Origin of the sequence: Siphonobacter sp. BAB-5385 (genome assembly GCF_002261125.1) — a bacterium.
Classification (GTDB): domain Bacteria; phylum Bacteroidota; class Bacteroidia; order Cytophagales; family Spirosomataceae; genus Siphonobacter.
The window spans coordinates 17,598-31,705 of sequence record NZ_NMPS01000064.1; the positions used below are offsets into that span (position 1 = coordinate 17,598).

A 14,108-nucleotide genomic window follows, 5' to 3' on the forward strand; every position below is an offset into this window, starting at 1 on the left:
AACATTTCTCTATGCATTCACGTCGCGACTTTCTACAAAAGCTGACGGCTTCGGCCATTACCTTACCCTTTTTACCCAATTCTACTTCATTGGAAGAATTTTACAGCAAGCCCTACGATGGTCCGGTTTTACGCGTGGCCATTATGGGTCTGGGTGGTTACGGTAGCCGCGTGGCAGAGGCCATGCAATCCAGTAAAATGGCGAAACTGGTGGGCGTTATCAGCGGTACGCCATCGAAGATTAAAGACTGGCAGTCGAAATACAAGATTCCCGAAAAGAACTGTTATAACTACGAGAACTTCGACCAGATCAAGAATAATGCAGACATCGATGCCGTTTACGTCATCACACCCAACGCCTTGCACCATAATCAGGTCATTCGTGTAGCCAAAGCCGGTAAACACGTGATCTGTGAAAAACCAATGGCTATCAATGCGAAGGAAGGCCAGGAAATGGTAGAAGCCTGTAAGAAAGCCAACGTCAAGCTACTGGTAGGTTATCGGATGCACTTCGAGCCACATACGCTGGAAATCGTGCGGATGCGAAAAGCGGGTGAACTCGGAAAAATTACCTTCTTCCAGGGACTTTCTGGCTTTAAAATCGGCGACCCCAGTCAGTGGCGAATGAACAAGCAACTCGCGGGCGGTGGTGCCATGATGGACATTGGGATTTACGCCATCAACGGTTCCCGCTATATGGTGGGTGAAGAACCTATCTGGGTGACGGCTCAGGAGACAAAAACCGATCCGCAGAAATTCAAGGAAGGCGTCGATGAAACGATCACGTTCCAGCTGGGCTTTCCCGGCGGAGCCGTAGCGTCCTGTCTGTCGAGTTACAACATCAACAACCTGGATCGTTTCTTCCTGACGGGTGATAATGGTTTCGCTGAATTGTTTCCCGCGACAGGATACGGTCCCATCAAAGGCCGGACCCACAAAGGGGAACTGAATCAGCCCATCGTGACGCACCAGACCGTACAGATGGACGAAATGGCGGCGATTATTCTTCAGGGTAAACAACCCATGGTACCTGTCGATGGTGAAGAAGGCGTAAAAGATTTGAAGATTATCGACGCGATCTATGCAGCGGTGAAATCGGGGAAAAAGGAGAATCTTAAACTTTGATCCGTTTTCAGTTTACGGTTTTCTGTTTTCAGTATAGATCAGTGTTAGAAAGGATGCTTTGCCACGAAGGCACCAAGACACAATGTTTCACAAAGAAAGGCCTGTCTTTGAGTATACTCCTCAAAGACAGGCCTTTTCATTAACTAAAAACAGAAAACCGTAAATTGAAAACTACTTAATTTGCCCCACCATGTCCAGTACCGGTTTGCCTACGCAGCCACTGGGTTCGAGGATGTCGAGTAGATAGGATACGGTGGCGGCAATGTCGGCTACGTACGTGGAAGCTCCCGTACGACCGTGCGGAATTTTCCAGCCGTAGAACAGGCAGGGTACGTGTGAATCGTAGTTGTAGAGCGTTCCGTGGCCCGTACCTGCTTTGGTATAGCCATCCTGCCAGCCGGGTTCGGAGACGAGCATAAAGTCACCACCCCGACGCGGGTGATAGCCATTCTTCACGAAGTACGCCTGATTATCGTTCATGGAAACGGCTTCCAGCGAATGCAGATTGATGAAGTTAGCGACCCCTTTCATTTGCACGATGGAATCACGCAGCATGGGATATACATCCGAATACGTCAGCTTTTTCGCTTTCATGACTTCCGGATTCAGGTATAACTGGTAGTTGCCGTAGTACTGAATCCAGTCGGCTTCACCGTAGGCTTTGTTCAGTACGTTCCGGGCCTTTACCGTTACTTTATCCAGCGAACCGGCAGCAATGTGGTGTTCGTTCGAGAAGCCCCATACGTCCGCTACGCCGTGATCCGCCGAAAGGAAAACGAGTACGTTATCTTTACCCACCCAGCTATCGAGGAAGGTTAGTAATTCTTCAATATCCTTATCCAGCCGCAGGTAGGTATCTTCCGTTTCAATCGAGTTAGGACCGAAACTGTGACCTACGTAATCCGTCGAGGAGAAACTGACGGCCAGAAAATCCGTTACACTGCCTTTGCCCAGCTTCTCGTTTTTGAGAGCCTCCAGAGCAAAGTCTTTCGTGATACTGTTGCCAAAAGGCGTTTTCCGGAAATTCTCGTAGAAGCCCTGGAACGTACCGCCTACTTCGTGCGGGAATACGGGTTTCTTTTCGCCCGGAATCGGCTGTTCGTACGGCATATCATCGGCCGTACTTTCAGTATACTGCTCGATGGGTAACAGCGTCGTCCAGGGTTTTTCCAGGTATTTATTCGCCAGTTTTTTCGCATTAAAGTTTTTTACCCACTGCGGAACGTCTTTCATGTAAAACGTACTGGTGATAAAACTTCCGTCGCGGGAATCGAACCAGTAGGCTCCATCAGCCGTATGTCCCGCCGGAATGATGGCTCCCCGATCTTTCTGTGAAACGCCAATGACTTTTGATTTAAAGTTGGTCGCGATTTTCAGCTGATCGGTAATCGTACTGGCGAGTACATTGCGGGGTGACATCCGACCGGCTGGTGAAGGGTTCCCTCCCGCCGTAACGACCGACGTATCTTCCGTACAGTATACTTCCCGACCTAAACTACGGTCGAACCAGTCATTTCCTGCAATCCCGTGAATAGCCGGAACGGAGCCCGTATAAATGGAAGTATGTCCGGGTGCCGTGATCGTCGGCATGTAGTTATAATGCGTGTACGCACAGTTGAAGCCTTCGCCTAAGAGCCGCTTGAAACCGCCTTTTCCGTATTTTTCTGAATACCGGAACAGAAAGTCATATCGCATCTGATCGACCACAATCCCTACCACCAGTTTGGGACGGTCAGGCATGGTTCGCTGTACGCTTTTCTTGGTTTGTGCCACTAACAACAGCGGACTTAGCAGCAATAGAAAACTAAGTTTGAAAGAATGCATGTGGAAATCGTTTGTAACAAAATTAATAATAAGGCGTTTACTCTTCCCAGTTTTTGCGACTACGGGACGCTTTCCGCTCCGAAGCCAGCCGTTTGGACTGGAGCCTTTCCTGCGTGGAGGCTTTGGTGGGTTTAGTGGCTTTGCGTACGCGAGGTTCGCGAAAAGCTTTTTCCAAAACCGCGTATAACTTCTTGACGGCCTGCTCTTTATTCGTAAGCTGACTACGCGACTGTTGAGCCGTTATAATGAGTTCACCCTGGGTACTGAGTTGGGAAGCTAACCGTTGGAATAACTTCTGTTTTTGCTCATCCGTTAGAATTTGGGAAGTTTGAATATTGAGACGAACTTCCACTTTGCTTTCAACCTTATTTACATTCTGACCACCCGGTCCGGAGGAACGACTGGTCTGAAATTGGAGTTCGGGGTATAGATCGGGTAACATTTTAGTTTTCAGTTTACGGTTTTTAGTTTTCAGTTATGAATCAATTTCTGTCAGGTACGTACCCAGAAATTGAAAACGGAAAACAGCAAACTGAAAACATCCCAAAGGTACACACTGAATTTTGGCAACATTTAGGAAAATCATACATATTGACATGGACGCTTTCTACGCCAGCGTCGAACAGCGGGATAATCCGGAGCTGCGGGGGAAACCGCTGGCGGTGGGGGGTAGCCGTGAACGGGGTGTGGTGGCGGCAGCTAGTTACGAAGCCCGTAAGTACGGCGTTCGCTCGGCAATGGCCTCGGTAACGGCATTGCGAAAGTGTCCACACCTGCTTTTTGTCCGGCCGCGATTTGACGTATACAAGGCAGTTTCGGTTCAAATTCGCGAAATTTTCGCCCGCTATACGCCTATGATTGAACCGCTTTCGCTGGATGAAGCCTACCTCGACGTTACCGAAAACCTGAAAGGGATTGAGACGGCTACGCAGATTGCTCAGGAGATCAAAAACCAGATTCGGGCGGAAACCGGACTGACGGCTTCAGCGGGGGTATCCTTTAACAAATTTCTGGCTAAAATCGCTTCCGACTATAACAAGCCGGATGGTCTTTTCATCATTAAACCCAAACAGGCGGAAGCGTTTGTGGCGGGCTTACACGTCAAGGATTTTCACGGCATTGGCAAGGTTACCGCCGACAAAATGCACAAGATGGGCATTTTTACCGGAGCCGATCTGAAGGCCCAGTCGCTGGAGGTACTGGTGAAACATTTCGGAAAAGTGGGACGCTGGTACTACCAGATTGCCCGGGGGCAGGATGATCGGCTGGTCAATCCCGATCGGATTCGGAAGTCCATCGGAGCGGAAGAAACCTTTTCGACGGATCTGGAAGACGTGGAATTGTTACTAAATGAACTCTGGCCCATTACGGAGGAAGTCTGGCGACGAGCCGAGCGGGCTCAGGCGTACGGAAAAACGGTAACGCTGAAAGTGAAGTTCGGTGATTTTGAACAGATTACTCGCAGTCGAACCAGCCTGCAACCCATTACCGAACAGGCGTTTTACGAACGCATGGTACGGGAGCTGTTCGAGGGGATTTTCCCCCTCCGCATGGGGATTCGGCTTATGGGAGTCACGCTGTCGAACCTGGAGCGGGCAGATGAATGGGATGGGCGGCAGCTGACGTTTCATTTTTGAAGACTTGGGTCGGGTTGAAATTCGGTTCACTCTTTTTAACCCGCTCTTACCCAAATAAAAGGGTGCCCTCCTTTCGAAAGACACCCTTGTTTTCACGGCTTAAACAGGTACTGACTCTAATTCTTCTACTTTTTTCTTTTGCTTACTCCCCCACTTTTCCCGAACCCGATCAACCAGATAATAAATCATGGGTACCAGGAATATGGTCAAAATCATCGAACTGGTTAATCCACCAATCAACACCCAGGCCAGGGAGTTTTTCCACTCCGAACCAGCCCCGGCCGCCAATGCGATGGGCAACATCCCGATCACCATGGCGATGGTGGTCATCAGAATGGGTCGCAGGCGTTCTTCTCCGGCGTGAATAATAGCCTCTTTGTAATGCATGCCCTGGGCTTTCAGTTGGTTGGCAAAATCGACAATCAAGATGGCATTCTTCATAACCAGACCCATCAACATCAGCATACCCAGCATCGCGAAGATGCTCATGTTGGAGGAGGACAGAGCCAGAGCAATCATCGCTCCAATGATGGCCACGGGGATGGAGAACAATACAACCAGCGGATAAATAAAGCTATCGTACAGCAAGACCATGATGAAGTACACCAGCATCAGAGCGGCCACCATGGCCAGACCTAACGAGCCGAATCCTTCACTCTGACTCTTGGCATCCCCACCCCAGCTCAGGGTTACGTTGGCCGGAAGCGGATTTTTCGCCAGATCTTCGTTGATCGTATTGATCAGTGTACCGGAGCCTACGCCAAGCGTATTCCCCGTAATCGTAACGGAGGTACGGCGGTTTTTGCGTTCGAGCAACGAAGGCCCGCTACCCAGACGCACGTCGGCAAACTCGGCCAGCCGTACCGGACGATTCGCGACCGGGCTGAAGAACGTAATGTTCTTCACCGCTTCGGGATCTTTCCGGTCAAAGGCATCCAACATAATCCGGATGTCGTAATCTTCACTCCCCTCGCGGTATTTCGAATCATCGTTACCAGCAAAGGCGTTTTGCAGCAAGCCACCTACGGTCTGAATGTTCAGGCCCAGTTTTGCCATCTTCTCCCGGTCGATGTTCACCTGTACTTCGGGATTTCCGGCTTCTACTGAAACCTTCACATCGTTGGCACCCGGCGTCTTCTTCAGGCGATCGGCTACCTGCCCTGCGGTTTTCATTAACTCGTCGAGGTTATCCCCGCTCAGAATCATTTCAATCGGTGAACCTCCGGAGTTGACCATCCCGATTACGGAAGAGGTAAATTCAATACCCGGGAAACGCTCCGACAGCTCCTTACGCGTTTCAATCATGTACTTTTCCGTCGGCAACTGGTTCGGTCGCTCTTCCGCCGGAGCCAGCTCAATGGTTAACTCCGTCCGGTTGGTTTCGCCCTGACCCGTACTCGACATGCCCGTACTGGCACCCGCCACGTTGGCGAAAATGGTTTCTACTTCGGGTTTCTTCCGCAGATAATCTTCAATACTCCGGGCCGTCAGGTTGTTTTGCTGAAGGGAAGCACTTTTGTCCAGCTTCATCGTCAGCAGAAACTTGCCCTGATCGCCCTGAGCTACGAATTCCTGTCCGATGATGCCCAGACCCATCACCCAGCCCGTTGCCACGAAAATGGCAATCAGGATTCCGGTAAAGGCAATTTTGTGACCAATCACCCAAACGAGCGTACGCTGGTACCAGTTGGACAAACCCGTCAGTCCGCGTTCAAACCACAACAGAAAAGCGTGGAAAGGATTCTTCGGATTCAGGTGTTCCAGCCGAGCAATTCGGGACGTCAGGTACGGCGTCAGCGTAAAACTGACCAGCAAACTGACCATCGTCGAAAACGCTACCGTCAACGAGAACTGGCGTAACAAGTCGGCAATGATCGAGCTAACCATGGTAATGGGTACGAATACCACCACAATCACCAGCGTCAGAGCTACGGCCGCAAAGCCAATTTCCTTCACCCCATCGAGCGTCGCCTGCCAGCGATTTTTACCCATCTCCAGGTGCCGTTGAATATTTTCCAGTACTACAATCGAGTCATCGACCAGAATACCAATCACCAGCGAAAGGGCCAGCAGGGTCATCAGGTTGAGCGAATAGCCCATGACGTACATGAAAAGAAAGGCCGAAACCAGCGAAGCCGGTACGGAAATCATGACGATAATGGCGTTCCGGATACTGTGCAGGAAGAGCAGCATCACGACCGCCACCAGGACAACGGCCAGAATCAAATCGTGCGTAACGGCCTCCACGGACTCCAGCGTGAACGTGCTGCTGTCATAGGCAATCGTAAAATGTACGTTGTCTTTCGCGTTCTCTTTTTCAATGGTGGCCAGTCGCTCCTGAATCAAACGACTGATTTCCACCGCGTTGGCATCGGATTGTTTCTTGATGAACATCCCAATCCCGTTTTGTCCGTTGAAACGGCTGATGCTTTCCGTATCGGCCAGTCCATCCGTAACCGTAGCCACGTCTTTTACGCGAATCGGACTTCCGTTGGGGGGCGTTGCCACCACCAGATTCCGAATGTCATCCATGGAGGAAAACTTACCGGCCAGCTTCAGCGTAATCTGCTCGGACGAGCTTTTGACTTTCCCCGTCGGGAATTCCATGTTGGCCTGATTGATGGCCTGGGTTATCTGGAGCAGCGAGAGTCCGTAATAGTTGAGTTTATCGTCATTGACGTTCACCCGCACTTCGCGTTTATCGCCCCCTACCATCGTGATTTCAGCGACACCGGGTACCTGTTGCATCAGAGGCAGGTATCGGTCCTCTACCTGCTGGTAGAACACTTCATTAGGCAGACTGGACGTAGCCAGTAACTGCATAATCGGCTGATCGCTGGGTGAGATTTTGGACAGCGAAGGCGTTTCGGCGTCGTCTGGAAGGTCGCTCACCATATTGTTGATCTTCCGCTGGGTTTCATCCAGGGCATTGTCAATGTCCGTACCCGCTTTGAATTCCACAATCACCAGCGAAGCACTTTCCAGCGACTTGGTGGTAATGTTATCGATGTTGTCGAGACCCGATACGGCATCCTCGATTTTCTTACTTACTTCCGATTCTACTTCGGACGGAGCCGCTCCCGGATACACCGTGGTAATGGTTACGACCGGAATGGAAAACTCGGGCATCAGCTCGTAGCTGAGTAGCCGATACGAAGCCAACCCTCCGAGCGTGAGTATCGCAAACAATACGATAATCATGGAAGGCCGCTTGATGATGGTTTCTATAAAATTCATATCCTGTGCTAGTTGTACTGGAAAGGTTTGACGAGTGGTTGGAAGTTGTTAGAATGGTTAAAGAAGGTTTGATTCGTTTAAGAGTATGAGGTCTGGAATCACTTTTCTGTATTGGCTCCGCTGAATGGCTTCTTCTGTTCTCCCAGTCAAACCATTTCAGTTCACCTTCTTTCCAACCCCTTAACTTTTTTCAAACCTTCTTAAACTATTCAAACTACCTATTGAGCAACCACCGGGGTACCGTTCTGGAGGTTGATTTGTCCACTAACGACGACCTGTTCGCCCGCCTGCAAGCCTTTCGTAATCTCGTAGTAATCGTTCGTCGTGGCTCCAATTTGTACGTCACGCAGGATGGCTGTTCCGTTTTCAACCACGTACAATTGCGGCTGTTTGGTCGAACCGATGATCGCCTGACGCGGTACGGACAGACTCTGACCTTTCAGTTCGCTGGTATTGGCAATCGTGCCGTACATACCCGCCCGTAAGGCATGAGCCCCGGAATTGGCTACCGAAATTTCGATGGGATAATTATGAGCTGCATCGCCCTGAGCACCGATTAATGACACGCGGCCTTTGAACTCAGTATCAGGATATACTTCCGTTTTCACGGCGATACTTTGGCCCATCCGGAATTGGTTGATGGCTTTTTCCGGGACCTGTACGACCAGTTTCAGCGTAGAAATATCCGTTACTTTCGCCAATGGCGTACCTGGTGAAACGACTGATCCTTTTTCTACCATTTTGGACGTTACGATACCCGAAAAAGGAGCCGTAACTGTCGTGTTTGCCAGTTGTTTCTGTAACTGCTTTACCTGAGCCTGCGTAGCCCGGATGTTGAGCTGCGTTTTCTCGATGTTGACCGCGGGCGTTGCATCCCCTTTCACCAACGCTTCGTAGCGTTTCAGGTCATTTTTGTATCCTTCAATCTGTACTTCCAAAGCTTCAATCTGGTAGCGAAGCTGATCGTCGTCGAGCTTGGCCACGAGCTTTCCGGCTCCTACGGCCTGTCCTTCCACGATGGGTAACTGGACAATTTCACCCCCGGCTTGCGGACGAATTTCAATTTCCCGATTCGCCTCAAACGAACCTAAAAACTGCGATTCGAGGGATAGGTCGCGTACTTCGGCCTTGGCCGTACGCACGCCCACTTTCAGGTTTGGATTGGGTTTGTATACTTTTTCGGCAACTTTTTCCTTGTTGTCCAGCAGTTTCCAGGCCGTCAGTCCCAGTGTAGACACGAGAGCAATGGCTACAATTATTCGTTTCATAGGAGTGTTTTGATCTATTTAGTGATGAGATTTCCGGTTGCTTTCCGCCAGTCGAGTTCGGCCGTACGGAGTTTGACCAATGAACTCAGGTAGTTATTTTGAGCTTCCCGCAGAGAGTTTTCCGTCTGGATGAGGTTACTTATATCGATGGTACCTTCCTTGAATTGCAGCTGCGTTTGCTCGTATACTTTCTGAGCCAGTCGCACCTGTTCATCGGACGTTTTCAAGTTTTGCTGCTGAACGGTCATCTGTGTACGAGCATTCGAAATGTCCATACTGATGGATTCCTTCGTCTTCTGAAGATCGAGCGATAACTGTTGCCCTTCCAGTTGTTTCTGAGCCAGCTTGTTGCGGCGGGTGAATCCATCGAAAATGCTCCAGTTCACCTGTAAGCCCAGCCAGTACGCGGGAATACCTTTGATGTAGGATTCATTGCCACCAATGGCAAATACGCTGTGATTGGCTACACCGTACGCGGAAACCGTTGGCAGGAATCCCGCTTTGATGTTACGTTGCTCCAGCGTATTAGCCACCTGCTGGCGATCCAGCAACAGTAGTTCGGTACGGTTCAGGCCACTTTCTTCGGCCGTCGGTACGACAATCGCCGTTTCCTCGATTCGTTGTTCGATTTCGATCGTTTCGGTCTGTGGAATACCGGCCAGAAACTTGAGCATATTCAACATGCGAGCGTGATCGGCTTTCAGCGATTCAATCTGCGTTTGCATGGAAACCTTATTCAGCCGCAGCCGATCTACGTCGATGCCCTTGGCCATCTGTTGCTGAAACTGCAAATCCGTGATCTGAATGGAACGGTCCAGGGCCTTGATGTTTCCTTCGAGAAACTGAACCTGTTGGGCAACGGTCTGAGCGTTGAAATACGTAGCTCCGACGTTATAGGCGATGTCTTCTCTGGTCCGGCGAATCTGTAAATCAGCGACTTCCCGACCCACTTTTGCGGCTTTCAGACCAATCATCAGCGAAGGGTTATACAGAATCTGATTGGCTTGTACCGTACTCCCCAGGTTCCAGGGCAGTCCAAACGCCGCCGCCGAATACGATCCTTCCGGTCCGCCAAAAGCCGATAAAGGAATGACCTGAGCCGGAATTTTGAGGTAATACTTATAGTCACCCGCAAAATTCACCTGCGGTAGGGCGGACGAACGGACTTCTTTGATCCGAGCGTCCGTAATCTCGCGTTCGAGCTGAATAGACCGGACGTCCAGATTGTGCGTCAGAGCTCTGTCGGTTAGGTCGGCCAGCGTCAGTTTCTGAGCCCAAACGCCCGAACTGAGCAGGAATAGGCAAACAATCAGGGGAAGGCGTAACATTGTATTATTTGATTAAAATAAATAATTTAAACGTTTGTTTAAATCAGGGTTAAAAGAAAAGCCCCACGTAAACCGGGGCTTGAACAGGGGAAAAAAGACTAATCTATTTCTTGAACAAATACGTACAGAGCATGTCTTTAATGATCCGCTTTTGTTCGCGGGCAAAGGTTAGGAATTCGGATTCGTCGACCTGAAATAAATGCATGTGGAGTTCCCGTCCGACAAAAATCTGCTGAATAAGCCCGAATATTAGCGGTAGCATGTGCTCCGCTGATACATTCGTGACGGTACCCTTTTCTACTTCTTCCTGAAACTGTTGGATGAAACCGCCTTCCAGCAAGTGACAACCGACGCCCGTCTTCTCCGCGAAACTCTTCGGATCCCGACGGCATTCGTTCATCAGGAACATGGACAGATTAGGATTAGCCGCCTGCGTTTCAAACATGTGATCGATCAATCCCATTAACTTTTCTTCCATCGGAATGGGCTTGTCCAGAATTGCCTGAACACTCTGTATCGCCTCTTTCAACAAGGATTCGTACACCAGCCAGAACAGCTTCTCCTTACTTCGAAAATAGTAATTCGTCAAAGCCGTATTGATCTGGGCCGCTTCGGCAATATCCCGAATCGTTGTACCCTCATAACCTTTCTCCAGGAAGATGCGTTGAGCCGCTTCCTTAATCTTTTCCTCGGTATCGTTTTGGTTGGTCGTCATACAGTGATGCAAATAAAAACCAGAAGAATAGCTTCTTCCAAATAAAATTTAAACAATCGTTTAAAATAAACGTTCAATTATAGAATTTGTTTTTAAAGTTCAATTATACAATGTATCGCCAATGATTTTCAGACCGTTAAGCGTTAGGTTGATATCTACTTCTTCAAACAATTCGTGTAAAGGTTTCAGAACAGAGGAAAGACCACCCGTAGCCAGTACCTTACACGGCCCTACTTCGTTCTGGATCTGAAATAATTGTTCCTTCACTAAACCTACGTAACCCCACAGGATTCCGGCCTGAATGGCGTGTACGGTGTTCTTGCCAATGGCTGACGCGGGCATTTCCAGCGGCACTTCCGGCAACTGGGCGGTATTGGCAAAGAGGGATCGCAGGGCCGTTTTGATCCCCGGTACGATATTCACCCCCACAATCCGGGCCTCGCTGACGACGGTAAACGTGAGAGCCGTACCAAAATCCACGACGACACTATTTTGTCGATACGTCTCCCAGGCGTAAACGGCATTACACACCAGATCGGTCCCGATCTCGCGGGGGCTGGCGATGCCCAGGCCGAGCATTGGATAGATTTCGGGACCTACGACAAACGGTTCAAGCAGAAATAATTCCGTGACCAGGCTACGGATCAAACCCGTTTCCCCCGGCACTACACTACTAATACCCACCCGGGTGATGTCACTGATTTTCAGATCATTTTCCAGAAAAAGCGTGCGTACGCGTACCTCATAATCCGCTGAACGTGTGCTATAATGCGTAGGAATGCGAAACTGGCACAGCCAGCTCGAACCCTGATGAATTCCAAAAACAATGTCGGTATTACCGACGTCGATGGCGAGAAACATGCAGTGATCTAAATGTTGAAGCGGTTGCCGGATCGGCAATAACTGAACAAAGCTACAGTCGTTTAGCGACATTTCGTCGATTCCCGAACCTTTGCGATTGCTGTACCTGAAGCCTCGCCTTATCTTGCGTATATTCTTTCTCTAAACCCAGCATTTGTATGCGTATCCGGTTTCTTTTTTCCCTGTTACTCACGAGCGGTACATTAGCTGCTCAAACCCCCACCGAATCCATTCAGCTCAATCAGGTTGGTTTTTATCCGAACGCACCGAAACAGGCCATTGTACCCGAAATCGGTCGGACCTTTGCAGTGGTAGCCGGACGGGATACCGTATTCAGGGGTACGCTGAGCGAAGTACGAACCAATTCGTACGCCTCCCGGCAGACCCGCGTAGCTGATTTTACGGCTTTTCAAAAACCCGGTACCTATCAGCTAGTCATCCCGGAAATCGGCACTTCGTATCCGTTCAAAATCCAGAATAATATTCACCGAAGCGTCGCTCAGGCCAGTATCAAGATGTTTTACTACAACCGGGTTTCGGAACCGCTACCAAAAGCCTACGCGGGCAAATGGACCCGCCCCGTGGGCCATTCGGATACGAAGGTGGTGGTACACCCTTCGGCGGCCTCGAAGGAGCGTCCGGCGGGGACCATACTGTCTTCGCCAGGCGGCTGGTACGATGCGGGTGACTACAACAAGTACATTGTCAACTCGGGTATTACGGTTGGAACGTTGCTTTCGCTGTACGAAGATCACCCTGCCTTTGTTCAGAAACTTTCGCTGGACATTCCTGAGAAAACGAATGCTCTTCCGGATCTGCTGGATGAAGTACTCGTCAATCTTCGCTGGATGCTCACCATGCAGGACCCCAACGACGGCGGCGTGTATCATAAGCTCACCAACGCCAAATTCGATGGGATGATTATGCCGCAGAATGCTCATACCGTACGGTACGTCGTTCAGAAAAGTACCGCCGCCACGCTCGATTTTGCGGCAGTGATGGCTCAGGCAGCACGGGTGTTCAAGCCTTTCTCCAAAGCCTTGCCGGGTCTGTCGGACTCCTGCCGGGTCATGGCGGTACAGGCCTGGAACTGGGCCAAGGAAAACCCCAAAGTTTTGTACGATCAGGATGCCATTAACAAGGCCTTCGACCCCGACATCAGCACAGGCACGTACGGCGACCGCGACGTGAGCGATGAGTGGATCTGGGCCGCCGCCGAGTTGTATGCCCTGACGAAAGATAAACAGTACCGGCTGGCCTGGCTACCCGACCCGAAAGCTCCCCTGCCCTCCTGGAATCAGGTTCGGACGCTGGGTTACTACACCCTCACCCGCTTGCAAAAGCAATTACCCGAAGCAGCTCAGGGCGAAGTGGCGGGTCTGCGGGCTTTGTTACTGAAGGAAGCTGATGCGTTGGTGGCTGACTATGCGGCCAGTGCTAACGCCACCGTAATGGGTCAGACAGCGAAAGATTTCATCTGGGGAAGCAGTTCGGTTGCGGCGAATCAGGGGATTGCTTTATTGCACGCGTACCGACTGAGTCCACGGAAAGAGTATTTAGCGGGAGCCTTGTCGAATCTGAATTATTTACTCGGACAAAATGCGACGGGCTACTGCCTCCTGACGGGATTTGGCAGTAAGCGGGTGATGCATCCCCACCATCGCCTGTCGGAAGCGGATGGCGTCGTAGACCCCGTACCCGGTATGATTTCGGGCGGCCCCAATCCGGGGCAGCAGGATAAGTGTACAACGTATCCTTCAAAGTTACCCGATGTTTCGTTTACGGATGATGTCTGCTCGTACGCTTCCAATGAAATTGCGATCAACTGGAATGCTCCGCTGGTGTATCTGGCGATAGCGTTGGAGGCGTTGCAGGGGAAGTTTTAACGCTTAGAGCGATTGGGCGACCATCGTCATTTGTGATCGTTTTTGAAGGGTTAGGGGTACGCGTCGAAGACGCTTGACCATACCATCCCGATCATTCCAAGACGGTTTTAAATCGGGGCTTATTCCACGTATTGCATACGGGGCTATTGTTATTAAACCCCTCCGGGGTTGTTCGTAATTTGATAGATACAAAACGGCCCGGATGTGTTCAAACATCCGAGCCGTTTT

General features: G+C 50.3%; 10 protein-coding genes. 3 read left to right on the forward strand and 7 right to left on the reverse strand.

The window, feature by feature from the left end; all coding sequences use genetic code 11:
• Nucleotides 1-11: 11 nt before the first annotated feature.
• The gene (locus BWI93_RS05925; protein ID WP_094809223.1) at nt 12-1,124 is read left to right on the forward strand and encodes a Gfo/Idh/MocA family protein; all 1,113 of its coding nucleotides are present in this window, start codon (nt 12-14) and stop codon (nt 1,122-1,124) included.
• Between the two features lie 171 nt (nt 1,125-1,295).
• Here the strand turns inward: BWI93_RS05925 and pafA are convergent, their stop codons facing one another.
• Nucleotides 1,296-2,948: an alkaline phosphatase PafA gene (gene pafA, locus BWI93_RS05930; RefSeq protein ID WP_094809224.1), complete on the reverse strand. Its 1,653-nt coding sequence runs from the start codon at nt 2,946-2,948 to the stop codon at nt 1,296-1,298.
• 37 nt (nt 2,949-2,985) lie between these two features.
• On the reverse strand, nt 2,986-3,390 hold the full coding sequence (arfB, locus tag BWI93_RS05935) for an alternative ribosome rescue aminoacyl-tRNA hydrolase ArfB (RefSeq protein ID WP_094809225.1): 405 nt from the start codon (nt 3,388-3,390) through the stop codon (nt 2,986-2,988).
• 118 nt (nt 3,391-3,508) lie between these two features.
• On the opposite strand from arfB, the gene dinB reads away from it, so the two are divergent.
• Nucleotides 3,509-4,585, forward strand: a complete 1,077-nt coding sequence (gene dinB / locus BWI93_RS05940) for a DNA polymerase IV (RefSeq protein ID WP_255157740.1) — start codon at nt 3,509-3,511, stop codon at nt 4,583-4,585.
• Between the two features lie 99 nt (nt 4,586-4,684).
• Here dinB and BWI93_RS05945 read toward each other — a convergent pair whose 3' ends face one another.
• From BWI93_RS05945 to BWI93_RS05965, 5 genes are all read right to left on the reverse strand, one after another.
• A complete protein-coding gene (locus BWI93_RS05945; protein ID WP_094809227.1) occupies nt 4,685-7,822 on the reverse strand; it encodes an efflux RND transporter permease subunit in 3,138 nt (1,045 codons plus the stop codon).
• 218 nt (nt 7,823-8,040) lie between these two features.
• Complete coding sequence (locus tag BWI93_RS05950; RefSeq protein ID WP_094809228.1) at nt 8,041-9,090, reverse strand: efflux RND transporter periplasmic adaptor subunit; 1,050 nt, start codon at nt 9,088-9,090, stop codon at nt 8,041-8,043.
• A 14-nt stretch (nt 9,091-9,104) separates the two neighbouring features.
• Nucleotides 9,105-10,418 (reverse strand): TolC family protein, encoded by a 1,314-nt coding sequence (locus BWI93_RS05955; RefSeq protein WP_094809229.1) that lies wholly within the window; start codon nt 10,416-10,418, stop codon nt 9,105-9,107.
• Between the two features lie 103 nt (nt 10,419-10,521).
• Nucleotides 10,522-11,133 (reverse strand): TetR/AcrR family transcriptional regulator, encoded by a 612-nt coding sequence (locus BWI93_RS05960; protein ID WP_094809230.1) that lies wholly within the window; start codon nt 11,131-11,133, stop codon nt 10,522-10,524.
• Between the two features lie 99 nt (nt 11,134-11,232).
• Nucleotides 11,233-11,994, reverse strand: a complete 762-nt coding sequence (locus BWI93_RS05965) for a type III pantothenate kinase (protein WP_094809231.1) — start codon at nt 11,992-11,994, stop codon at nt 11,233-11,235.
• 158 nt (nt 11,995-12,152) lie between these two features.
• On the opposite strand from BWI93_RS05965, the gene BWI93_RS05970 reads away from it, so the two are divergent.
• Complete coding sequence (locus BWI93_RS05970; RefSeq protein WP_094809232.1) at nt 12,153-13,880, forward strand: glycoside hydrolase family 9 protein; 1,728 nt, start codon at nt 12,153-12,155, stop codon at nt 13,878-13,880.
• Nucleotides 13,881-14,108 lie beyond the last annotated feature (228 nt).

Excerpts from the sequence above, each read along its gene's own strand:
- pafA (WP_094809224.1), bottom strand. The coding sequence starts at position 2,948 with ATGCATTCTTTCAAACTTAGTTTTCTATTGCTGCTAAGTCCGCTGTTG.
- BWI93_RS05960 (WP_094809230.1), bottom strand. The coding sequence starts at position 11,133 with ATGACGACCAACCAAAACGATACCGAGGAAAAGATTAAGGAAGCGGCT.
- BWI93_RS05925 (WP_094809223.1), top strand. The coding sequence starts at position 12 with ATGCATTCACGTCGCGACTTTCTACAAAAGCTGACGGCTTCGGCCATT.
- BWI93_RS05965 (WP_094809231.1), bottom strand. The coding sequence starts at position 11,994 with ATGTTTCTCGCCATCGACGTCGGTAATACCGACATTGTTTTTGGAATT.
- BWI93_RS05970 (WP_094809232.1), top strand. The coding sequence starts at position 12,153 with ATGCGTATCCGGTTTCTTTTTTCCCTGTTACTCACGAGCGGTACATTA.
- BWI93_RS05955 (WP_094809229.1), bottom strand. The coding sequence starts at position 10,418 with ATGTTACGCCTTCCCCTGATTGTTTGCCTATTCCTGCTCAGTTCGGGC.
- BWI93_RS05950 (WP_094809228.1), bottom strand. The coding sequence starts at position 9,090 with ATGAAACGAATAATTGTAGCCATTGCTCTCGTGTCTACACTGGGACTG.
- arfB (WP_094809225.1), bottom strand. The coding sequence starts at position 3,390 with ATGTTACCCGATCTATACCCCGAACTCCAATTTCAGACCAGTCGTTCC.
- BWI93_RS05945 (WP_094809227.1), bottom strand. The coding sequence starts at position 7,822 with ATGAATTTTATAGAAACCATCATCAAGCGGCCTTCCATGATTATCGTA.